Origin of the sequence: Sphingomonas sp. CROZ-RG-20F-R02-07 (genome assembly GCF_022662335.1) — a bacterium.
In the GTDB taxonomy this organism is placed as follows: domain Bacteria; phylum Pseudomonadota; class Alphaproteobacteria; order Sphingomonadales; family Sphingomonadaceae; genus Sphingomonas.
Map to the genome: position 1 here is coordinate 58,623 of NZ_JAKNQJ010000006.1, position 22,060 is coordinate 80,682.

At 70.2% G+C, this 22,060-nt stretch carries 23 protein-coding genes; 11 read left to right on the forward strand and 12 right to left on the reverse strand.

What is annotated here, in order from left to right:
* Positions 1-11 precede the first annotated feature (11 nt).
* Positions 12-797 (reverse strand): MJ0042-type zinc finger domain-containing protein, encoded by a 786-nt coding sequence (locus L8H00_RS10860; protein ID WP_242097328.1) that lies wholly within the window; start codon positions 795-797, stop codon positions 12-14.
* A gap of 160 nt (positions 798-957) precedes the next feature.
* Between L8H00_RS10860 and ftsE the strand changes: the two genes are divergently transcribed.
* From ftsE to L8H00_RS10880, 4 genes are read left to right on the forward strand one after another with little or no spacing between them, the layout of a single operon-like run.
* Entirely contained in the window at positions 958-1,665 is a 708-nt protein-coding gene (ftsE, locus tag L8H00_RS10865; protein ID WP_242097329.1) for a cell division ATP-binding protein FtsE, read from the forward strand.
* A gap of 10 nt (positions 1,666-1,675) precedes the next feature.
* Positions 1,676-2,548 carry a permease gene (locus tag L8H00_RS10870; RefSeq protein ID WP_242097504.1) on the forward strand — a complete coding sequence of 291 codons (873 nt, stop codon included), beginning with the start codon at positions 1,676-1,678 and terminating at the stop codon, positions 2,546-2,548.
* Entirely contained in the window at positions 2,545-3,081 is a 537-nt protein-coding gene (locus L8H00_RS10875) for a YdcF family protein (protein WP_242097330.1), read from the forward strand. The genes L8H00_RS10870 and L8H00_RS10875 overlap by 4 nt, the downstream gene beginning before the upstream one ends.
* Positions 3,081-3,767, forward strand: coding sequence for a 1-acyl-sn-glycerol-3-phosphate acyltransferase (locus L8H00_RS10880; RefSeq protein WP_242097505.1), 687 nt, complete (start codon positions 3,081-3,083; stop codon positions 3,765-3,767). The genes L8H00_RS10875 and L8H00_RS10880 overlap by 1 nt, the downstream gene beginning before the upstream one ends.
* Before the next feature lie 175 nt (positions 3,768-3,942).
* On the opposite strand, the gene L8H00_RS10885 is transcribed toward L8H00_RS10880, so the two are convergent.
* Positions 3,943-4,851, reverse strand: a complete 909-nt coding sequence (locus tag L8H00_RS10885) for a prephenate/arogenate dehydrogenase family protein (protein ID WP_242097331.1) — start codon at positions 4,849-4,851, stop codon at positions 3,943-3,945.
* Entirely contained in the window at positions 4,851-5,942 is a 1,092-nt protein-coding gene (gene hisC / locus L8H00_RS10890; RefSeq protein ID WP_242097332.1) for a histidinol-phosphate transaminase, read from the reverse strand. The genes L8H00_RS10885 and hisC overlap by 1 nt, the downstream gene beginning before the upstream one ends.
* 59 nt (positions 5,943-6,001) lie before the next feature.
* Here hisC and L8H00_RS10895 point away from each other — a divergent pair, with 59 nt between their 5' ends.
* Genes L8H00_RS10895 through L8H00_RS10910 form a run of 4 tightly spaced genes read left to right on the forward strand, consistent with a single transcriptional unit; the run spans position 6,002 to position 8,581 of the window.
* Positions 6,002-7,120 carry a homoserine O-acetyltransferase gene (locus L8H00_RS10895; RefSeq protein WP_242097333.1) on the forward strand — a complete coding sequence of 373 codons (1,119 nt, stop codon included), beginning with the start codon at positions 6,002-6,004 and terminating at the stop codon, positions 7,118-7,120.
* The gene (locus tag L8H00_RS10900; protein ID WP_242097334.1) at positions 7,117-7,554 is read left to right on the forward strand and encodes a GNAT family N-acetyltransferase; all 438 of its coding nucleotides are present in this window, start codon (positions 7,117-7,119) and stop codon (positions 7,552-7,554) included. The genes L8H00_RS10895 and L8H00_RS10900 overlap by 4 nt, the downstream gene beginning before the upstream one ends.
* Entirely contained in the window at positions 7,551-8,189 is a 639-nt protein-coding gene (metW, locus tag L8H00_RS10905; protein ID WP_242097335.1) for a methionine biosynthesis protein MetW, read from the forward strand. Before L8H00_RS10900 ends, metW begins: the two co-directional genes overlap by 4 nt.
* 8 nt (positions 8,190-8,197) lie before the next feature.
* Positions 8,198-8,581 carry a response regulator gene (locus L8H00_RS10910; RefSeq protein ID WP_242097336.1) on the forward strand — a complete coding sequence of 128 codons (384 nt, stop codon included), beginning with the start codon at positions 8,198-8,200 and terminating at the stop codon, positions 8,579-8,581.
* Positions 8,582-8,627: 46 nt separating this feature from the next.
* On the opposite strand, the gene L8H00_RS10915 is transcribed toward L8H00_RS10910, so the two are convergent.
* The 7 genes from L8H00_RS10915 to bamE form a co-directional block, all read right to left on the reverse strand.
* Complete coding sequence (locus L8H00_RS10915; RefSeq protein WP_242097337.1) at positions 8,628-10,151, reverse strand: PAS domain-containing protein; 1,524 nt, start codon at positions 10,149-10,151, stop codon at positions 8,628-8,630.
* A 24-nt stretch (positions 10,152-10,175) separates the two neighbouring features.
* Positions 10,176-10,739: a single-stranded DNA-binding protein gene (ssb, locus tag L8H00_RS10920; protein ID WP_242097338.1), complete on the reverse strand. Its 564-nt coding sequence runs from the start codon at positions 10,737-10,739 to the stop codon at positions 10,176-10,178.
* An 11-nt stretch (positions 10,740-10,750) separates the two neighbouring features.
* Complete coding sequence (locus L8H00_RS10925; RefSeq protein ID WP_242097339.1) at positions 10,751-12,613, reverse strand: ferrous iron transporter B; 1,863 nt, start codon at positions 12,611-12,613, stop codon at positions 10,751-10,753.
* Position 12,614: 1 nt separating this feature from the next.
* A complete protein-coding gene (locus L8H00_RS10930) occupies positions 12,615-12,878 on the reverse strand; it encodes a FeoA family protein (RefSeq protein WP_242097340.1) in 264 nt (87 codons plus the stop codon).
* A 65-nt stretch (positions 12,879-12,943) separates the two neighbouring features.
* Positions 12,944-13,924 (reverse strand): hypothetical protein, encoded by a 981-nt coding sequence (locus L8H00_RS10935; RefSeq protein WP_242097341.1) that lies wholly within the window; start codon positions 13,922-13,924, stop codon positions 12,944-12,946.
* The gene (locus tag L8H00_RS10940) at positions 13,921-15,297 is read right to left on the reverse strand and encodes a glycosyl transferase family protein (protein ID WP_242097342.1); all 1,377 of its coding nucleotides are present in this window, start codon (positions 15,295-15,297) and stop codon (positions 13,921-13,923) included. The genes L8H00_RS10935 and L8H00_RS10940 overlap by 4 nt, the downstream gene beginning before the upstream one ends.
* Before the next feature lie 141 nt (positions 15,298-15,438).
* Positions 15,439-15,936, reverse strand: coding sequence for an outer membrane protein assembly factor BamE (gene bamE / locus L8H00_RS10945; RefSeq protein ID WP_242097343.1), 498 nt, complete (start codon positions 15,934-15,936; stop codon positions 15,439-15,441).
* A 131-nt stretch (positions 15,937-16,067) separates the two neighbouring features.
* Between bamE and L8H00_RS10950 the strand changes: the two genes are divergently transcribed.
* Together L8H00_RS10950 and L8H00_RS10955 are read left to right on the forward strand one after the other, a co-directional pair.
* Complete coding sequence (locus L8H00_RS10950) at positions 16,068-16,574, forward strand: ubiquinol-cytochrome C chaperone family protein (RefSeq protein WP_242097344.1); 507 nt, start codon at positions 16,068-16,070, stop codon at positions 16,572-16,574.
* Complete coding sequence (locus tag L8H00_RS10955; protein WP_242097345.1) at positions 16,571-17,086, forward strand: DUF177 domain-containing protein; 516 nt, start codon at positions 16,571-16,573, stop codon at positions 17,084-17,086. Before L8H00_RS10950 ends, L8H00_RS10955 begins: the two co-directional genes overlap by 4 nt.
* Here the strand turns inward: L8H00_RS10955 and L8H00_RS10960 are convergent.
* Both L8H00_RS10960 and L8H00_RS10965 read right to left on the reverse strand, forming a co-directional pair.
* Positions 17,083-17,622, reverse strand: coding sequence for a histidine phosphatase family protein (locus L8H00_RS10960; protein ID WP_242097346.1), 540 nt, complete (start codon positions 17,620-17,622; stop codon positions 17,083-17,085). The genes L8H00_RS10955 and L8H00_RS10960 overlap by 4 nt on opposite strands.
* Positions 17,619-20,345, reverse strand: coding sequence for an ATP-dependent DNA helicase (locus tag L8H00_RS10965; RefSeq protein ID WP_242097347.1), 2,727 nt, complete (start codon positions 20,343-20,345; stop codon positions 17,619-17,621). Before L8H00_RS10965 ends, L8H00_RS10960 begins: the two co-directional genes overlap by 4 nt.
* 116 nt (positions 20,346-20,461) lie before the next feature.
* Between L8H00_RS10965 and L8H00_RS10970 the strand changes: the two genes are divergently transcribed.
* Positions 20,462-22,042, forward strand: a complete 1,581-nt coding sequence (locus L8H00_RS10970) for a lysine--tRNA ligase (protein ID WP_242097348.1) — start codon at positions 20,462-20,464, stop codon at positions 22,040-22,042.
* Positions 22,043-22,060: the final 18 nt, after the last annotated feature.

A 22,060-nucleotide genomic window follows, 5' to 3' on the forward strand; every position in this document is an offset into this window, starting at 1 on the left:
TCGTCGGCGCCTCAGCGGCGCGTCTCGCCCGCGAAGCTCAGTTCCAGCCGCTTCGAATTTGAGGGCACGTCGAGCTTGGCCGAATTGAAGTCGATCGCGCCACCGGGCGCCAGCGTGCGCTGCTGCGGGGCGATCGTCCAGCTATACACCATCCGGCCCTGCGCATCGCGCAGCTCGGCGCGGATATCGGGCACCCGCTGGCGGCTGGCGGAGGGGTTGGTCACCTGGCCGCTCACCGCGAACAGCTCGGATCCGTTCTCCAACTGGCGGCGCTCGATCGGATTGTCCTTCAGGCGCAGCGCGGTTTCCTCGCTGCCGATGCCGAGCTTGCCGGCCAGGCCCGGCGTGCCCGAGAGCAGGATCGCGGCGACCGCGGCCAGCATCAGTAGCGCGCCGATCGTCGCGGCGATCGTCCACCGCCGCGTCATGTTGGCGCTGGCGCGGAACGGCGGTCGATGCGCGAAGGCATTGTAATCGGGGACGATCACCTCGGGCGCGGATGCGAACGCCGGCATCGCGATCGGCGAAGACGGGGGCGTGGCGGCGGACGGGAATGCGGGCGCCGCGACGGGCGAGGCGGCCGACGGCGCCGAGATGGGCGACGCGCCCGCGAATACCGGCTCCCCGCCCACCGGCGGCAGCGGCATCGCCGGCGGCTGGGGGCGCTCGGGCAGCGGCGCCGCCGGCTGGAACCAGCTGTGGCGGCAATTGGCGCAGCGCACCGTGCGTCCATCGACGCCGATCGCGCTGTCGGGCACCAGATAACGGGTGCTGCACTCGGGACATTCCAGAATCATGCGGACGCTTCACTCGAGGCCCACGGACGCGTGGCCTTCCCCCGGTCGGGAGCTTGCCACGCCGCGCGCGCGGCTGGCAAGCTTGAAGCGGCGCGGGCGGCGTGCGAAGGCGAATGGATCTTCTTGAGGCTCCGGCAGAAAGCGGCAAGCGGCTCCCGTCATGGCGAACATCGTCCAGTTCGAGAATGTCGGGTTGCGCTACGGCACGGGCCAGGAGACGCTGTCCGACATCAGCTTCACGCTCGGCAGCGGCGCCTTTTATTTCCTCACCGGCGCCAGCGGCGCGGGCAAGACCTCGCTGCTGAAGCTGCTCTATCTGGCGCAGCGCCCCAGCCGCGGCGTGATCCGGCTGTTCGGCGAGGATGCGGTGCTGCTCTCGCGCGGCCGGCTGCCGGGGTTTCGCCGGCGGATCGGCGTGGTGTTCCAGGATTTTCGGCTCGTGCCGCACCTGTCCGCGCACGACAATATCGCGCTTCCGCTGCGCGTGGCGGGCGTGCCCGAGGCGGACATCGTCCAGCCGGTGCGCGAGATGCTGGCTTGGGTGGGGCTATCGGCCCGCGCCGACGCGCTGCCGTCCACGCTGTCCGGCGGCGAGCAGCAGCGCGTCGCGATCGCACGCGCGGTGATCGGCCGGCCTGAGATCCTGGTCGCCGACGAACCGACCGGCAATGTCGATCCCGACATGGCCGAGCGCCTGCTCCACCTGTTCGATTCGCTCAACCGGCTCGGCACCACCGTGGTGGTGGCGACGCATGATTTCCAGTTGCTCAGCCGCATCCCCGGCGCGCAGATGATGCGGCTGGACGGCGGCCGGCTGCTCGATCCGACCGGCGCGCTGCGCTATCCGCCGCCGCCGCGCGACCGATGAGGGCGTGGCGATGAACCGGGGCCACCGCGAACGCCGGGTGCTCGACACCGCGGGCGATTTTCGCGCGATGACGGGGGTGATGGCGATCATGCTGTTCCTCACTTTGCTCGCCGCCGCCATGGGGCTCGCCACCGCGGGCGCGTCGCGGCTGCTCGATCGGCAATTGGCCGGGCGGCTGACGGTGCAGGTGGTGGATGGTGATTCGATGCGACGCGACGTGACCGCGGCGCGCGCGGCGGCGATCCTGCGGCAGGTGGCCGGCGTCACCCGCGTGCAGCCGGTCGATCATGCCGCACTCGCCCGGCTGCTGGCGCCGTGGCTCGGCAGCGACGGCGCGGACCCTGAATTGCCCGTGCCCGCGATGATCGACGTCGATCTGGCCGCGGGCGGCGATCCCGGCCGCGTCCGCGCCGCGCTCGCGCCGCTGGCGGGGGTGCGCGTCGATGCGCATGAAAGCTGGATGAGCCCCGTTAGCGGCGTGCTCCACACCATGGTGCTGCTCGCCATCGCGCTGGTGGCGCTGATGACGGCGGCCACGGCGGCGGTGATCGTGCTGGCCGCGCGCGCGGGGCTCGAGACTCACCGCGCGACGATCGAGGTGATGCACATGCTGGGCTCGACGGACGTGCAGGTCGCGCGGCTGTTCCAGCGCCGGCTCGCGCGCGACGCCGCGATCGGCGGCGCGATCGGCGGGATCGCGGCGGTGGCGGTGATCCTGCTGGTGGGCACGCGGCTGGCCGCGCTCGGATCGGAGCTGCTGGGCAGCGTGACGCTCGCGACCGGCGACTGGGTGGTGCTCGCGCTGCTGCCGCCGGCCTATGTGCTGCTGGCGACGATCGTCGCGCGAGTGGCGGTCGTCACGCGTCTGCGGCGCACGCTGTGATCGTGCGCGCGCTCTCGGTGCTGGGCATCCTCTGGGCGCTGGGCTTCGCGGTCTTCATGCTCACGCTCCCCGGGCCGCTGGACGAGGGGACGACCGACGGCATCGTGGTGCCGACGGGCGGGGCGGGGCGGATCGATCGCGGGCTGGCGCTGCTGCGCGATCACCGGGCGAAGCGGATGCTCGTTACCGGGGTAGGCGCCGGGGTGCGCCCGCGCGATCTGGCGCGCGAATATCGCGCTTCGCCCGCGCTCTTCGCCTGCTGCATCGATCTGGGGCGCGAGGCGGTCGACACGCGGTCCAACGCCGAGGAGACGACGCGCTGGATGCTGGAACACCATTATCGCACGATCCGGCTCGTCACCTCGGACTGGCATGTCGCGCGCGCGACGATGGAATTGCGCGCCGCCGCGCCGCGCGGCACCGTGGTGCTGGGCGACGGCGTGCCGAGCAACCCGCGGCTGATGACGACGATCAACGAATATGACAAATTGCTGCTGCGCCGCGTGGCGCTCTGGTCGGGGATGGGATCGTGATCGCCTGGATCCGCACTTTGGTGTTCCGCACGATCTTCTATGGCCTGTCGGTGCCGATCGTGGCGACGGTGCCGGTCAGCGCACTCTTCGGGCAAAAGGCGGTGATCGCGCACGCCACGGTGTGGACGCGGTTCCACGCCTGGGCGACGCGCGTGCTGCTCGGCATCCATGTCCGGATCGAGGGCGTGTTGCCCGAGGGGCCGGCGCTTTATGCCGCCAAGCACCAGGCGATGTTCGAGACGATGGAGTTGCAGCGCATGCTCGACGGCCCCGCCATGGCGCTGAAGCAGGAGCTGGCGGACATTCCGGTCTGGGGCTGGGCGACGCGGCGCTACGGCGCGCTGGTGGTCGATCGCGACGCCTCGTCCACCGCGCTGCGCAAGATGATGCGCGAGGCGGCGCTGGCGAAAGGGCAGGGGCGATCGATCCTGATCTTCCCCGAAGGCACGCGCGTGCTGCCCGGCGAACAGCCGCCGCTGAAATCGGGCTTTGCCGGCCTCTATCGCCTGCTCGCGCTGCCAACGGTGCCGGTCGCGTGCGACAGCGGCGTGCTGTGGCCCAAGAAGGGCGCAAAGCGGGCAGGCACGATCACCTTCCGCTTCGGCGAGGTCATCCCGCCGGGTCTGAGCCGAGAGGAGATCGAGGCGCGGGTGCACGCCGCGATGAACGCGCTGGACCGGCCGTAGTCGGACGCTCTGAAAAGCAGGTATTCACGCGGAGGCGCGGAGGAGGTCAGCACCCCCGGCGCCAGCGGCTTTCATCACTCGCGTATTGGATAGGCCGCGCTGCCGCGCGGAAACCATCTCTGCGCCTCCGCGCCTCCGCGTGAATCCTGCGCGTCGTCATCGAACGCCAACCCGTCTACCCGTGGGTGCGCCCGAAATCGGGGGCGGCGTCGTCCTGGCCTTGCTCGACGATCGATCGCCGCACCGCGCGGGTGCGGGTGAACAGGTCGAACAGCTCGTCGCCCTTGCCCCAGCGGATCGCGCGTTGCAGCTGGCTCAGATCCTCGCTGAAACGCTGGAGCATTTCCAGCACCGCCTCGCGGTTGGTGAGGAACACGTCGCGCCACATCGTCGGGTCCGAGGCGGCGATGCGCGTGAAGTCGCGAAACCCGCCCGCCGAATATTTGATGACCTCCGACTGCGTCACCGCCTCCAGGTCGCTCGCAGTGCCGACGATCGTATAGGCGATCAGGTGCGGCAAGTGGCTGGTGATCGCGAGCACGCGGTCGTGATGCTCGGGCGTCATCGTCTCCACCTCCGCGCCCAGCCGTTCCCAGAACGCGCGCACACGCTCGACTGCGCCCTCGGGCGCGTCGGGGGTGGGGGTGACGATGCACCAGCGGCCCTGGAACAGGCTGGCGAACCCCGCCTCGGGCCCGCTGCGCTCGGTGCCCGCCACCGGGTGTGCGGGCACAATCACCGCACCCGGAAGCGCCTCGTGCAGCGCGCGCGCCACCTCCGCCTTGCAGCTGCCGACGTCGCTGACGATCGCCTCGGCCGGCAGATCGTCGGCGAACGCCGCCGCCAGCGCGCCCATCGCACCGACCGGCACGCACAGGATGACGAGATCGGCATCGATCACCGCCGCGCCCGCGCTCTCCGCGATGTCGTCGCAGAGCTGCAGCCGGTCGGCGGTCGCGCGTACGTCGGGATCGGCGTCATGGCCGGTGAGCCGCACCGTCGGCATGCGCGCACGCACGCTGCGCGCGATCGACGATCCGATCAGCCCGAGTCCCAGGATGGACACGCGGGCGAAGGGCAGCATCAGCCCGCCCGCTCGACCAGCCGGCGCAAGGCATCCGTCACGCCGCGCGTCTCCGCCTCGGTGCCGATCGAGATGCGCAGCGCCTGGGGCAGGCCCTGATTGGGCAACCAGCGCACGATGTAACCCGCGTCCATCAGCCCGTGATAGGCCGCCTCCGCGGTCAACGCGCCCTCGAACAGCACGAGCACGAAATTGGCCTTGGACGGCACCGCGTGCAGGCCCATCGCGCCGATCTCGCCGGCGAACCAGTCGCGCCAGCGCGTGTTGTGCGCGCGCGTCGCCTCGACGAAGCCCGCATCGCCGATCGCGGCGATCGCGGCGGCCTGGCCGGCGGTCGTCACGTTGAACGGCGCGCGGATGCGGTGCATCGCGTCGATCACCTGCGTGGCCGCATAGCCCCAGCCGATCCGTTCGGCGGCAAGGCCGTGGATCTTGGAAAAGGTGCGCGTGACCAGCACGTTCGCTTCGGTCATCGCGAGCGCCAGCCCGGCATCGTCCTCCTCGGGCGTCAGATATTCGGCATAGGCCTGGTCGAGCACTAGCAGCACGTCTTTGCGCAGCCCCGCGTGCAGCCGCGCGATCTCGGCGCGCGGCGTGAACGTGCCGGTCGGGTTGTTCGGATTGGCGACGAACACGATGCGCGTGCGCGGTGTCACGGCGGCCAAAATCGCATCGACGTCGGTGGCGTAATCCGCGTCCGCCGCGATCACCGGCTCGGCGCCCACGCGCCGCGTCGCGATCTCGTAGACCGCAAAGCCATAGCGCACGAAGACCACCTCGTCGCCCGCGCCCGCATAGGCGCCCGCGGCCAGATGCAGGATCTCGTCCGATCCGGTGCCGTAGATCACGCGCGCGGGGTCGAGGCCGTACGCCCCCGCCAGCGCCTCGCGCATCGCGCCCGCGCCCGCATCGGGATAGCGTTCCAGCGTGCGGTCGGCGGCGTCGAACGCGGCCTTCGCGGCGGGGCTGGTGCCGAGCGGGTTCTCGTTGGACGAGAGCTTGGCGACGGTGCGGCCGTCGTCGGTGGTCGATCGGCCGGGAACATAGGGCGCGATGCCCAGGATCCAGGGCTTGGGGGCGGGGGCTGTCATGGCCGTGCCATAGCGGCGCGCGGCTTGCGTTGCAAAGCGCCGCGCCCTAGCCAGCCGGCATGTCCGACGATCCGCGCTTCGGCCTCTCGCGCCGCGTGACCCTGGCCCAGCCGCTGCGGCTCGACGGCGGCGGCGTCCTGCCCGCGGTCGACATCGCGTACGAGACCTATGGCACGCTCGATGCCGATGCCGCGAACGCCGTCCTGATCTGCCATGCGCTGACCGGTGACCAGCATGTCGCCTCGGCGCACCCGCGCACCGGCAAGCCCGGATGGTGGACGCGCATGGTGGGGCCGGGGCGGCCGATCGATCCGGCGCGCCATTTCGTGATCTGCGCCAACGTGCTCGGCAGTTGCATGGGGTCGTCCGGGCCGGCCAGCATCGATCCCGCGACGGGCGTGCCCTGGGGGATGCGCTTTCCCGTCATCACCATCCGCGACATGGTGCGCGCGCAGGCGATGCTGCTCGATCATCTGGGCGTGCGCGTGCTGGCGGCGGTGGTCGGCGGGTCGATGGGCGGCATGCAGGCGCTGTCCTGGGCGGCGAGCCAGCCCGATCGGCTGCGCGCCTGCGTCGTGATCGCCGCGACCGCGCGCCACACCGCGCAGAACATCGCCTTTCACGAGGTCGGGCGGCAGGCGATCATGGCCGATCCCGACTGGCGCGGCGGCGCCTATTACGCCGATGGCGAGCCACCCGCGGCGGGCCTCGCGGTCGCCCGGATGGCGGCGCACATCACCTATCTGTCGGAAGCCGGCCTCACCGAGAAATTCGGTCGCAAGCTGCAGGACCGCGAGGCCAAGAGCTTCGGCTTCGACGCCGATTTCCAGGTGGAAAGCTATCTGCGGCACCAGGGGATCAGCTTCGTCGATCGGTTCGACGCCAATTCCTATCTCTACATCACGCGGGCGATGGATTATTTCGATCTGGCCGAGGAGCATGGCGGGCTGCTCGCCAACGCCTTTCGCGCGTCGCGCGCGCGCTTCTGCCTCGTCAGCTTCGATACCGACTGGCTCTACCCCACCGCGCAATCCCGCACGATCGTCCACGCGCTGAACGCGGCGGGAGCGCCGACCAGCTTCGTCGAGCTGTCGAGCCCGTACGGCCACGACGCGTTCCTGCTCGAATCGCCCGAGCTCAACCGCGTCGTCGACGGTTTTCTGAGGGCATCGGCATGAGCGCCATCCTCCTGTCCGACGATCCCGCCCAGCTCGATATGGACCGGATCCATGCGTGGCTCGCCTCCAGCTACTGGTCGCCCGGGATCGCACGCGCCCTGGTGGAACGGGCGATCGCCGGTTCGCATCCGCTGGGTGCGTATCGAAATGGCGAACAGATCGGTTTCGCGCGGGTGATTACCGATCACGCGACCTTTGCCTGGATCGCCGACGTCTGGGTCGAGGAAACGGCGCGCGGGCAGGGGCTCGGGCGGGACATGGTGCGCTGGTTCGTCGACCATCCGCGCTTTGTCGGCGTTCGCCGCTTCGCCCTCGTCACGGCGGACGCGCACGGCGTGTATGAAGCGGTCGGCTTTCGTTCGCCGATCCGCCCGGAGCGTTTCATGGAGCGGCTCGATCCGGCGTTCATGGCCGCGCTGAAGGCCGCGCCATGAGCCTGCGCCCCGACCTGGCGGTGATCGCCGACCATGTCGCGCCGGGATCGCGCGTGCTCGATATCGGGTGCGGCGACGGCCAGTTGATGGCGGCGCTGCGCGACCGACGCGGCGTCGACGCGCGCGGGCTGGAGATCGATCCCGGCAACGTCGCCACCGCGGTCGCGCGCGGCCTGTCGGTGATCCAGGGCGACGCCGATATCGAGCTTGCCGCCTATCCCGATCGCAGCTTCGACTATGCGATCCTCAGCCAGACCCTCCAGACCGCCCGCGCGCCCGATATCGTGCTCGATCATCTGTTGCGGATCGGCGTGCGGGCGTTCGTCTCCTTCCCCAATTTCGCGCATTGGCGCGTTCGGCTGTCGCTGCTGTGGGGCGGGCGGATGCCGGTGACGCGGCTATTGCCCGAACGCTGGTACGACACGCCCAACATCCATCACGTGACGATCGACGATTTCCGCCATTTCCTGAACGGCCGCGGGATCGTGGTGGAGGGCGCCTGGTTCCTGTCGCGCGGCAAGCGGACCACCGCGGCGGGGGCCAATCTGATGGCGGAACATGCGGTGTTTCTGCTCAGCCGAAATGGTTGCGCGGAACTTGCGGCGCGTGCAAAGGTTCCAACGCGGACCCTTTAGGAAATGCCGTGAGCAAGACTGCCCTTATCGTCGAAGACGAGATCTTCGTCGCCCTCGATCTCGAACGCATCCTCACCGATGCGGGCTATGCGGTGGGCGGGATCGCGGCCGACCGGGCGAGCGCGCTCGAAGCCGCGCCGGGGTGCAGCTTCGCCTTTGTCGACGTCAATCTGCGCGACGGGCCGACGGGCCCCGCGATCGCGGAGGCCATCGCGCGCGATTATGGCATCAAAGTAGTCTTCGTGACCGCCAATCCCGCGCAGATCGGGCAGGGGGGCCAGGCATTGGGCTATATCCGCAAGCCGTTCAGCGAAGCCGATATCCTCGCCGCCGCCGCGCTGGCGGGCGAAGGCCAGGCACCCGGCACCGCGCTTCTACCGATCGGCGGCTGATCGCCGGCCCGGTCTCGCAGTGAGGGCAGCGGAACGGACGCGCGCTTCAGTTCCGCCGTAGCGCTTCGATCGGCACCAGGACAGTCATCGCCAGCCCCTCGGGCCGCCAGTCGCGCGTGACCGCCCCGCCCAGCTGACGGACAGCGCTCATTTCGATGAGTTGGCTGCCGAACCCATGTTGCTCGGGCGTTTCGAGGATGCGCGGGCCGCCCGTCTCGCGCCAGACGAGCCGCACCGTGTCGCCGCGCTGTTCGATCGAGACCGCGACGCGACCGCCCTCGATGGCCAGCGCGCCATATTTGGTCGCGTTGGTGGCGAGCTCGTGAAACAGGAGTGCGAGCGGCGTGGCGGATTGGTCGTCGATGGCGATGTCCGCGCCTTGCACCGTGAGATGGCGCCCATCCTCGGGCTGATAGGGCGCGAACAGCTCGTCGAGCAGGCCGATGAGGCTGTCCTGCCTAACGCTCGGCCGCGACCGCGCGCTGTGCGGCCGCACGAAGTCGTGCGCGCGGCCGAGCGCCGTGATCCGGTGGCGCAGATCGGTCGCGATCGGGGCGAATGCTGGGGTTCGCCGCGCGGCGAAGCTGATGAGCCCGGCCACCACCGCGAAGATGTTCTTGATCCGGTGGCTCAGCTCCTGGCTGATGACCTCGCGCTCTTCGAAGGCGAGCTTCTGTTCGTGGATGTCGGTGCACGTCCCGAACCATCGCACGATGGCGCCGCCCTCGTCGCGCATCGGCAGCGCCCGGCCGAGCACCCAGCGATAGGTGCCGTCGAAATGGCGCAGGCGGTATTCGATCGAATAGGGCTCGCCCGTCTCCAGGCTGTGGCGCCAGGTCGTCCAGGCGCGGTCCTGGTCGTCGGCGTGGAACATGCCGTTCCAGCCCTCGCCATCGGTGGTGCCGGGCGGCGCGCCGGTGAATTCGTACCAGCGCGCGTTGTAATAGTCGTGATAGCCGTCCGGCAGCGTCGACCAGACCATCTGCGGCATGGTGTCGGCCAGCGTGCGGAACTTCAGTTCGCTCGCCTCCAACGCGCGCGCGGCGGCCGCCTGATCGACCGTCCGCGCGATCGCGCCGCGGCGATCGTCGAGCCGCGCCATCACCAGGCTGGCGAGCATCGTCAGGCCCTCGCGCTGCAGCGGCGTCAGCCCCTCCGGGCGCGGCGTCGTGTCGAGCACGCACACGCTGCCCAGTGCCACGCCGTCCGACGTGACGAGCGGCATGCCCGCGTAGAAGCGCACCTGCGTCTCGCCGGTAACGAGGGGATTGTTCACGAAGCGCGGGTCGCGCGTGGCGTCGCGCACCTCCATCAGCCCGTCCTGGCCGATCGCGTGCGTGCAGAACGAGATGTCGCGCGGCGTGCCCGTCATGGCCAAGCCGGTGCGCGCAAGGAAAAGCTGCTCGGTCTCGCCCACCACCGTGACGAGCGCAACGGGCGCCTCGCACAGCCGCGACACGAAAGCAGTCACGTCGTCGAGGGCGCCCTCGTGGCGCACCGCTTCGACATCGTAAGCCGAAATTACGCGCGTGCGTTCGGCTTCCGACGAAGGATCGACGGCATCGGCCATGGTCAAGCGGGTCGTGGCCCGGGCCTAGAACGGCACGTCGTCGTCGAGATCGTCCGAGAAGCCGCCACCGCCGCCGCCTTGGCCGAACCCGCCACGCGAACCGCCGCCCGAGGAGGCGCCGCCACGACCGCCCGAAGGGCCGCCGCCGAAATCGTTGCCGCCGCCACCGCCGGCCCAGTCGTCACCGCCGCCGCGGCTCCCACCGCCGCCGCCGCCGCCGCCACCCTGGCCGCCATTCGGGCCGTCGAGCATCGTCAGCACGCTGTTGAAGCCCTGAAGCACGATCTCGGTGCTGTACTTGTCCTGGCCCTGCGCATCCTGCCATTTGCGGGTCTGCAGCGCGCCTTCGATATACACCTTCGATCCCTTGCGCAGGAACCGCTCGGCGACGTTGGCCAGCCCTTCGTTGAAGATCGCGACCGAATGCCATTCGGTCTTTTCCTTCCGCTCGCCGGACATCTTGTCCTTCCACGATTCGGACGTGGCGATGCGCAGATTGACGACCTTGCCGCCGTTCTGGAACGACTTGCTTTCGGGATCGCGGCCCAGATTGCCGACGATGATGACCTTGTTGACGCTGCCCGCCATATGACGCCCCTTCAGAAGCCGGCGAGCACCGCCAGCCAATATGTGATTCCGGCCATGATGTAGGCGGCAAAGAACAGATAGCCAACCATGAAGGCGGGCCATTTCCACCCGTTCGTCTCGCGCCGGGTCACCGCGATGGTCGATATGCATTGCGGCGCGAAGACGAACCACATCAGGAAGGCGAGCGCCGTCGGCAGGCTCCAATGGCCGCGCAGATCGGCGACCATCGCCTCACCCCCCGCATCGCTTTCGGGATGATCGACCGCATAGACCGTGCCGATCGCCGCCACCGCCACCTCGCGTGCCGCCATCGCCGGGATCAGCGCGAGCACGATATCGCGGTTGAAGCCGATCGGGCGGAAAGCGGGCTCGATCGCGTTGGCGATCCGCCCCGCCACCGAATAATTGACGCTCGACACCGGGCTGCCGATCGGCGGGCGGGGAAAGCTGAGCAGCGCCCACAGCACGATCGTCGTCGTCGCGATGATGGTGCCGGCGCGCTTCAGGAAGATCTCGGTGCGGCTCCACAATCCCAGCCCCACGTCGCGCAGCCGCGGCATCTGGTATTTGGGCATTTCCATCATGAAGCCCGACGACGCGCCCTTGGTCACGGTGTTGCGCAGGATCAGCGCCACCACGAACGCGCCGACCACGCCCATGACGTAGAGCGCGAGCATCACCAGCCCCTGCAGCCCGACGAGCGGCAGCACCTGCCGGTTCGGGATGAACGCGCCGATCACCAGCGTGTAGACGGGCAGGCGGGCGGAGCAGGTCATCAGCGGCGCGATCAGGATGGTGGTCAGCCGGTCCTTCTCGTCCTCGATAGTGCGCGTCGCCATGATGCCGGGCACCGCGCAGGCGAAGGAGGAGAGCAGCGGGATGAACGCCCGGCCCGACAGGCCCACCGCGGCCATCATCCGGTCCATGAGGAAGGCCGCGCGCACCATATAGCCGCTCGCCTCCAGCACCAGGATGAAGAGGAACAGGATCAGGATTTGCGGCAGGAACTTCACCACCGCGCCGATCCCGGCGATCACGCCGTCGGTGAGGAGCGAGCGCAGCACGGTGTTGGGCATGATGCCCTTGATCGCCTGCCCCACCGAATCGAACGCGGCGGCGATCGTATCGGCCGGTCCGGCACCCGCGGTGAACACCGCCTGGAACATCACGAACATGATCGCGACGAGCAGCAGCGGCCCGGCGACCGGATGAAGCGCCACCGCGTCGAACGCGTTCGTCCACCGGCGTACGGGCGATTCGGCCACGGTGGCGGCGCGCGCGATGACGCGGGCGCGGCGTTGCAGCGTCACGATATCCTGCTGCACGCTGCCGTCGGAGGCGCGCAGCCGCGCCGGCCCGGCGCCGACCATGCCGCCCAGCTTTGCCTTCAGCTCGTCGATCCCGCGCCGCCGGACGGCGACGGTGGGGACGACCGGCACGCCCAGCTCGCGCGCGAGCAGCGCGGCGTCGAGCGTCAGCCCGTCGCGTTCGGCCAGATCGACCATGTTGAGCGCGACGACGATCGGCAGCCCGAGCGCGATGAGCTGGAGCGTGAAGCGCAGGTGATTGTCGAGATTGGCGGCGTCGACCACCACGACGAGCGCATCGGGCAGCCGCTCGCCCGCCTGCGTGCCGGTCACGAAATCGCGCGTCACCCGCTCGTCGGGGGAGGAGGGATCGAGGCTGTAGGCGCCGGGCAGGTCGACCAGCTCGACCGGACGGCCATCCTCGAGGATCAGCCGTCCCGAATGCCGCTCGACGGTGACGCCGGGATAATTGCCCACCTTCTGCCGCGCGCCGGTCAGCGCGTTGAACAGCGCGCTTTTGCCGGCATTCGGATTGCCGACCAGCGCCACCAGGGGCGCGGCATGCATGTCAGTGGGCGAGGGGCGCGACGTGGATCGAGGCGGCGACCGCACGGCGCAGCGCAACCGTCATGCGGCCGATACGGCACGCGATCGGGCCCTGGCCAAGCGTGGCCCGGTGCAGCACCTCCACCCCGACGCCCTCGTCGAAGCCGAGTTCGCGCAGGCGGCGCGCTTCGGGCGCACCGAGGCGGGTCCATTCGATCGTCTCGACCGTCGCCTGGCACCGGCGCGGCAGAGTTTCGAGGCTGATGTGCGAGGCCATGAACTTCATATAGCGTTGATGCGAGTGAGTATCAATTGCTTTCCTTGGCCGTGGCCGGACGACCGCGAGGGGCTTCAGAAGTCGCTGCCGATCGTGAAGGCTGGCCCCGAACCGGGATGGGCCGCACCTGCCAGCCGTTGGCGCCAGTCGAGCGCCAGCCGCAGGTTGCGCCCGGCCACCGGCAGCGCGAGCCCGGCGGTGGGCCCGAGATCGAACCGCGCGGCGCCGCGTTGCGCGCTGCCCCAGGCGCCGAGGCCCAGATCGAGCTGGGCATGGCCGATCCGCGTGGTGGGGTGGGTGAGGCGCGCGGCGGTGTCGATGAACCCCTCCACCCCGTCGCGGGCGATCGCGCCCGCCTGGCCATAGGCCTCGATGCGGACGCCGGGCAGGATCTCGGCCGGGCCATAGCCACCGATCACTCCGATCGTCGGTCCTCCGCGCCCGCCGTCGAGCACGAAGCGCTGCTCCGCGATCAGGCGGAACGGCAACCGGGTCGGCTTCCATTCCAGTCCGATCGCGGCCTCCTTGCCCGTACCGCTCAGCGGCGTGGCGAGCCGCGCGGCGATCGCCACGCGCCGGCCATGGCCCAGCGCGTAGGTGAGCCGGACGCCGGCCTGCGAGGCGCCGAGCTGCCCGCCCGACACGGTGCCGCCCGCGCCGCCGCGCGCCAGCAGCCACGCGCTGCCGGCGAGCCTTCCCGGCCCCGCGGCGATCGGCGTCGGTCGAAGCGGCGCCGTCAGGATGCCGGGCATCGATCGTGGCGCGGCGACGGCAACCGGGCCTCCGGTCATGGCCGGCGACTCGGGCGGGCTCTCGGGTGGCGCCACTGGCGCCTCGGCGTGCGGCACGCGGGTGAGCGGAGCGACGTGCAAGAATGGCGTCGGGCGTGCGAACGCCACCGCTTCAGGCAGGAATATCTGCGCGACGAGCGGCGGCGCCAACGCGCGCATCAGCGGCGCCAGGGGTTCCGCGCCCGGCACGAGCATCGCCGCGCGCAAGCCCACCCAACCGACGATCGTGACAGCGAGGAAGCGAAGCGGTCGCCCGTCTCTCACCGACCCTCTGCGACCAGTTCTGCGGGAAAGGCGTGGACCGTCTTGTCCCACACGGTCGGCGCGCCTCGCAGCATCGCCACATAGCGGAACAGCGCGCGCCGCGCCGCCAGCAGCGCGATATAGTTGCCGACGACGAAGCGCGGTGCCGCCCAGAGCGCCTCCCGCCAGCCATAGGCGGCGCCGGTGAACGCCATCCGCGATCCGATCCGCCAGATCAGCAACGCCGTGTTGACCGCGATCAGCCAGGACGGATGCATCGCCACCCCGGGCTCGCCGAGCCCCCAGCGCAGCGCGCCGTCCGCGCCCCAGCAGACCAGCGCGCCATAGGCGATCGCGAGCACCAGCATCGCGAGCGGCGCGCGCCGGTCGCGCATTCGCATCCAGTGATCGCCGATCGCCGCCGCGCGCGACCAGCCCGTCCGGTCCCATCCCGCGAGCGCGATCCCGGTCAGCCACCGCGCCTTCTGGCGAACCGCGGCATCGATCGTGGCGGGGAAGAAGGCACGCACCGCGACGAGCGCGCCATCCTCGTCGCGAACCCTGGCGAACGTCGCCCGGCCGCCCAGTTCGGCGATGCGCAGGCCGAGTTCGTAATCTTCGGTCAGACTGTCCGCATCGAAGGGATCGCCGCTGCGCTGGCCCGCAATCGACTCCAGCATCGGCACCGAAATGGCGCAGCCCGTGCCCGCGAGCGGCATGCCCGCACCGAGCGCGGTGCGGACGACGATCGTCTTGGCATGCGCTTCGGAAAATTCATCGGCATAATGGCCCGACACGAGCGGCGACCCCCGGGCGACGAGCGGCAGCACCGGAATCTGCACCACCGCATGCGTCCGCAGCAGCGCGTCGAACACGCGCAGCTCGCCGCCATGCACCAGATCTTCGGCGTCGTGCAGCACGATCGCATCGGTGGGGCGGCCCCGCGCTGCATCCTCGCGCTGCATCGCGTGCCACACGGTGTTGAGGCAATCCGCCTTCGTGGTGGGACCGTCGCGCGTGCCGATCACCAGCCGGATGCGCGGATCGCGCGTGGCGACCGCCGCGGCGGCGTCGATTGTCGCGCGGTCGTTGGGATAGACGCCCACATAGATCCGGTAATCGTCATGGTCGAACCGGGCGACCGCGTTGGCGAGCATCGCGCCGATCACCGCCGATTCGTCCCACGCGCCGACGAAAACGGCCAGACGCAGCCGCGCGGGCGAGATCGGGAGCGTCGCAAGCGTCGGCCGCGCCGCTGGGCCGCGACACAGCCGCTGCACGATGAAGATCAGATCCACGACGAGATCGTCGATCCCGCCGAGCAACAGCCCGACACCGGCGCACAGCATCGTCTCATGCGTGATGAAATCCATCACGCGAATCGGCTGGAACATCCCGCTGCCCCCAACGTGGAGGCCAAAGGCTAGATCGGAACCATTATGGAGCAATCGGAGATGGATCGAGAATGAGCGCTATCGCCAAGCGCGATCTTCGCCGACTTGCAAAAACTCTGCCGGATCAGCGTGATGAACCCGTCAGGGCGTGTCGCGACCGCCGCCGGCGCCGCCACCGGGATTGCCGGTGCCGCCCGCCGCGCCGACCGTGCCGATATTGCCGAACAGGTCCTCGAAGAAGCCGCGCTTCTTGCCGAGCGTCGGCGTCGTCTTGCCGTAGGGATGCACGGAGGCGACCTGTTCCAGTCCGCTGCGGCGGATCGTCTGCACGTTGCCGGCCGGATCGAACGTCAGCTGGATCGCGATCTGGTCGCGCGCATGCGGGTTGGTGAAGCCGTAGTTGCGGCTGTCGCGCGCGATATAATACCAGTCGCCGGCATCGAACTGCGCCGCGAAGGTCGGCTTGCCGAGCGTCGCCAACACCGATTGCCGGTTGTCGACGCCCGGCTGGACCGAATTGACGAGATCGGTATCGACGACATAGCCCTGGTGCGAGCGCAACTGGGTGCAGCCGGACGCGCCGATTCCCGCCATCAGCGCGATGGTCACCAGCCCGGTGCGGGCGGAACGAAGCTTCACTCGAAATCTCCCGGACGGGCTACGCGACACACGGGCGGCGATTGCATCGGCCGCCGATCGCCTCGATATGCGAGGAGCGCCGGGTGCACAAGCCGCGCGTGGCGTGACAGGGTTTCGGACGGGAGCGGCGGTTGGGCTGGTTGGGACGATTGCTGGGCGAACGCGGCGACGAGGCGCTTCTCGCCTACAATGCCGTGGTGCTGCGCGCCCGCGCGCCGCACTGGTATGTGGAAGGGCAGGTGCCCGATACGGTGGACGGCCGGTTCGACATGATCGCGGCCGTGCTCGCGATCCTGTTGATCCGGCTGGAGGCGACGCCCGACGGGGCCGAACCCGGTGCGCGGCTCGCCGAGCGCTTCGTTGACGACATGGACGGGCAGTTGCGCGAACTCGGCATCGGCGACGTGGTGGTCGGCAAGCATATCGGCCGGATGATGGCGATGCTGGGCGGCCGGCTCGGAGCATACCGCGACGGCCTCGCCGCGGGCGATCTCGGCCCCGCCTTGGTGCGCAACCTGTACCGCGGTGAGGCGCCCGACGCCGCCGCGCTGGCGCATGTCGCCGATTCGCTGACCGCCTGGTCCGTCGCGCTGGCGCCGATGCCCGTGGCCCTGCTCATGACCGGAGACCTGCCGTGACGCCCGAATTCAGCCGCCCCGAGCGTGTCGACACGATCGGCGAGGGCGAGCGCGTCGTCGCGATCGAGGCGCGCCCTGAGGAACGGGCCGCCCTCGCGCGCCGGTTCGGCCTGGTCGCGGTCGAGCGGCTCGAGGCGACCTATCGCGTGCGGCGCGAGGCGGCGGGGATCCTCGCCCGGGGGCAGGTGACCGCATCCGTGGTGCAGGCTTGTTCGGTCACCGACGAGCCGCTGACGGTCGGCGTGGACGAGGCGGTCGACTTGCGCTTCGTCGAATCGCTGGGCGACGCCGAAGAGGTGGAGCTGGACGAGACGGCGCTCGATACGATCCCGATCGAAGGCGGCGCGGTCGATCTGGGCGAAGCCGCCGCGGAGACGATGGCGCTGGCGCTCGACCCGTTCCCGCGCGGGCCCAATGCCGCCGCCGCGCTCCGGGCGGCGGGGGTCGTCAGCGAGGACGAGGTGGAGATGGGCCCGTTCGCGGGGCTGAAGGCGCGGCTCGAAGGGCGCTAGTGCGCGTCGGGCCCCAGCGTCGGATCGAGGTCGCGGGGCCGCACGAAGCGGGTGAGGCGGGCGCCGCGCGCCGCGACGCGCGCCCAGTCGTCCACGTCGAGCGTCATCTCGGCGAGCGTCGCGGTCGGGTATTTTTCCTCGACCGAGTCGCGCAGCGGTTCGGGGGCATCGGGCACCAACGTCAGCACGAGATCCTCAAGGCCCGGATTATGCCCGACGAGCAGCACGCGCGCGGCGTCGGCGGGCAGTTCGTGCACGATGTCGAGCAAGGTCGTCGCCGAGGCGAGATAGACCCGGCGGTCCCATGACGGTGCCGGCATGAGGCCGTAACCCCGCGCCACCTCGTCCAGCGTCTCGGTGACGCGCAGCGCGGGCGAGGCGACGACGTGATCGAATTCGAGGTTCGCGCCGCGCATATGGCGCCCGACCAGCGCCGCCGCGCGCTTGCCCTTGGCGTTCAGCGGCCGATCGAAATCGCGCGCCACGGCATCGTCCCATCCCGATTTGGCATGTCGCAGCAGCGTCAGCGTCTTCAAGAAGCCCCTCCCACCGGTTCACGCCGCCCATGCCCCAGCGCGGCGCGCGAGGAAAGCCGCGATGCGACACGCGCCACCGCCTCGTCGAGCGTCACGCGCGCGATCGTCACGCCGGGGGGGAAGGCAGTGAGCAATCGCGAGGGCATTGCCGCCGACAGCATCACGAACGCGCCGCGATCGTCGGCGCGGCGGATCAGCCGGCCGAACGCCTGGGCGAGCCGCGCCCGCACGATGCGGTCGTCATAGGCCGCGCCGCCCCCCGCGAGCCGTCGCGCGGCGTGGAGCACGGTGGGCTTGGGCCAGGGCACCCCCTCCATCACGACGAGACGCAGCGATTCGCCCGGCACGTCGACGCCGTCGCGCAAGGCGTCGGTGCCGAGCAGCGAGGCGTGCGGATCGTCGCGGAAGATGTCGACCAGCGTGCCCGTGTCGATCGGATCGACATGCTGCGCGTGGAGCGGCAGCCCCTCCTGCGCAAGCCGGTCGGCCAGCCGCGCGTGCACCGCGCGCAGCCGGCGGATCGCGGTGAACAGCCCGAGCGTCCCGCCGCCGCTCGCCACGATCAGCCGCGAATAGGCGTTGGCGAGCGCCGCGACGTCGCCGCGCTTCACATCCGTCACGACCAGCACCTCGGACTGGTTGATATAGTCGAAGGGGCTCGCCGCTTCGAACCGCGCGGGGCCGCGCAGCAGGTGCGGCGCGCCGACCCGTGCCTCCGCCGTTTCCCAATCGCCGCCGCCGGTCAGCGTCGCCGAGGTGACGAGCGCGCCATGCGCCGGCTTCAGCACGATCTCGGCGAAGGGGCGCGTGGGATCGAGCCAGTGGCGGTGAAGGCCGATGTCATATTCGCGCCCCTCGATCCGATCGACGGCGAGCCAGTCGACGAAATCGGGGTCGGCCGGGCCGCCGACGCGCGCGAGCAGCGCGAGCCATCCCGCGACCGTTTCGGCGCGCCAGCCGGTCGAGGCGATCGCGCCTTCGATCCGCGCGCGCGCCGCCGCGTCCATCCAGTCGGGCGCCTCGGCCAGCACCGCCTCCAGCCGCCGCCCGAGCGTGACCAGCGGCCGCACCAGCGCATCGAGCGCGGCGGCGGCGGGGGCGGCGGCCTCGATCAGTTCGGCCGATGGCTCGGCGAGTTCGGTCTCCAGGCCATAGCCCGCGCCCTGCCCGTCGGGGCCGGACTGTTCGGCGCGCGCATAGGCGAGGCCGCGCACCGCCGCGAGCAGCGTCTCGATCGCGCCGAAGGGCTGGCCCTCGTTCAGCCGCTGGAGCCATCCGTCCGAGGCGAGCGCGCGTGCGGCATCGACCGCGTCGGCGATCGCCCGGCCGCCCTGTTCGTCATAGCTCGCCACGTCGGACAGCCGCGCGGCGAGCCCGCGCCGGCGTCCGCGCCCGCCCGCCTCGGGTCCGGTGATCCAGCGGCGCAGCTCGATCGTCTCGCCCCCGGTCAGCGCGGTGGCGAACATCGAATCGGCGGCATCGAACAGGTGATGCCCCTCGTCGAACACATAGCGCGTGGGGCGGGTGGCCAGTTCGCGGCCCCGCGCGGCGTTGACCATCACCAGCGCGTGGTTGGCGATCACGATATCGGCCTCGGCACTCGCGCGCGCGGCGCGTTCGATGAAGCATTTCCGGTAATGCGGGCAGCCCGCATAGACGCATTCGCCGCGCCGGTCGGTCAACGCCGCCGGGCCGTTGCGGCGAAACAATGTCGGCAGCCAGCCGGGCAGGTCGCCGCCCACCATGTCGCCGTCCGCGCTATAGGCCGCCCAGCGCGCGACGAGGTGCGCCAGGATCGCCGCGCGGCCCTGAAAGCCGCCCTGCAGCGCATCCTCCAGGTTCAGCAGGCAGAGATAGTTTTCGCGGCCCTTGCGCGTCACGACCTTGGCCTTGCGCACGGTTTCGTCGGGATAGAGCCGCGCGGTCTCTTGGCCCAATTGGCGTTGCAGCGCCTTGGTATAGGTCGAGATCCACACCGCCCCGCCGGCGCGCTCCGACCAGAGGCTGGCGGGTGCCAGATAGCCGAGCGTCTTGCCGATCCCGGTTCCCGCTTCGGCGAGCACCAGATTGGGCGAGTCGCGCATGGCCCGCGGTGCGAAGGCGGCCGCCGCCGCCCCGGCATAGGCGCGCTGGCCCGGCCGTTCCTCGGCGCCATCGCCGGTCAGCGCATCGAGCCGCGCCTCCGCGGCGCCGGGCTCGATCATGACGGTGCGCGGGGCGGGGCGGGGGGCGGCCTCCTCCCATTCGGGAAGCCGGGCGAACAGCCAGCGTTCGTTCTCGGCCGGTCGCGCGAGCCGCTCGTTCACCAGCGGCCCCCAGGGCCAGCGCATCCGCAGCAGCGACTGCGCCGCGGTCCATGCGCCCTCACGCTCGGGCCAATCGCCGGCCGGCACCGCGAGCATCGCCTCGGCCGCCTCGCAAAGGAACGCGGCGACGTCTTCGTCGCGCGCGGGCATCGCCAGCCCGGTGGCCGCGGCGACGCCCTTGGCGGTCGGCACCATGAAGCGCGCGGGACGCAGAAAGGCGTAGAGTTCGAGCAGGTCGAGCCCCGACAGCTCCGCATAGCCGAGCCGCTGCCCGACCAGCGGCGCGTTCAGCAGGATCACCGGCGTGTCCGCCACGATCCGGATCGCCTCGCCCCGCCCCACCGGCCGCGTCACCCCGTCGTCGGCGATCCAGATGCCGGCATGGCTCGCGTGGAGAGCGGGATAGGGCAACGCCATCGCCTTCAGATACGCCGCCGGAACAGAATGGCAACCCTGCGATCCGGCGATCCGCCCTCTTGCCCGATGACGCCGCGGGGTTGTGCAGGGCGACGCCCATGCACTAGCAGCTTCGGATGACCGACGCCCTCCGCTCCGCCGCTCTCGAATCCAAGGCCTGGCCTTACGAAGAGGCGCGCAAGCTGCTGAAGCGCTGGCCGGACGGCAAGCCCGCCAAGGACGGGCAGCCCGCGCCCATCCTGTTCGAGACGGGCTATGGCCCCTCGGGCCTGCCGCATATCGGCACCTTCAACGAGGTGCTGCGTACGACGATGGTGCGCAACGCCTTCCATGCGCTGTCCGACCAGCCGACCCGGCTGATCGCGTTCAGCGACGATATGGACGGGCTGCGCAAGGTGCCCGACAATGTGCCGAACGGCGCGATGCTCGCCGAACATCTTGGCAAGCCGCTGACGCGCATCCCCGATCCGTTCGGCACGCATGACAGCTTCGCGGCGCACAACAATGCGATGCTGCGCGCGTTTCTCGATCGGTTCGGCTTCGACTATGAGTTCGTCTCCGCGACCGACTATTATGCCGCGGGCCGGTTCGACGCGGCGCTCAAGGGCGTGCTGCGCCACTTCCAGGGCATTCAGGACGTGATGCTGCCGACGCTGCGTGCCGAGCGGCGCGAGACCTATTCGCCGGTGCTGCCGATCAGCCCCAGCAGCGGGATCGTGCTTCAGGTGCCCGTCACCGTCGTCGATGCGGAGGCCGGGATCATCGGCTTTCAGGATGGCGGGGAATGGATCGAGCAGTCCGTCCTCGGCGGCCGGGCGAAGCTTCAGTGGAAGGTCGACTGGGCAATGCGCTGGGTGGCGCTCGGCGTCGATTACGAGATGGCGGGCAAGGATCTGATCGATTCGGTCACCCAATCCTCCAAGATCGCGCGCGTGCTCGGCGGCCGCCCGCCCGAAGGCTTCAACTACGAGATGTTCCTCGACGAGAATGGCGAGAAGATCTCGAAATCGAAGGGCAACGGGCTGAGCCTCGACCAGTGGCTGACCTATGGCCCCGAAGAGAGTCTCGCTTTCTTCGCCTATCGCGAGCCGAAAAAGGCCAAGTCGCTTCATATGGGCGTAATCCCCCGCGCGGTGGACGAATATTGGCAGTTCCGCGGCAATTACGCAGTCCAGGACGTCAAGCAGAAGCTCGGCAACCCGGTGCACCATATTCATGACGGCGCCGTGCCGACGGGCGCGCTGCCGGTGACGTTCGGCCTGTTGCTCAATCTGGTCGGCGTGATGGGCGATGCGAACCGCGAGCAGGTGTGGGGCTATCTAGCCAATTACGTGCCCGATGCCTCGCCCGCGGCCTATCCCGAACTCGACCGGCTGATCGACCATGCGCTGGCCTATGCGCGCGATTTCGTCGCGCCGACGTTGCAGCGCCGCGCGCCCGAGGGCGTCGAGGTCGCCGCCCTCCGGCGGCTCGATGCCGAACTCGCCGCGATGCCCGAGGGCGCGAGCGCGGAGGAGATCCAGAACAGCGTGTACGAGATCGGCAAGACGGGCGGTTTCGCCGAGCTGCGCGATTGGTTTCGCGCGCTCTACGAAACCTTGCTCGGATCGAGCCAGGGACCGCGCATGGGCAGTTTCATCGCGCTCTACGGCATCGCCAATTCGCGCGCGCTGATCGCGGAGGCGCTCGCGCGTTGAGCAACCGCGCGGGCGTTC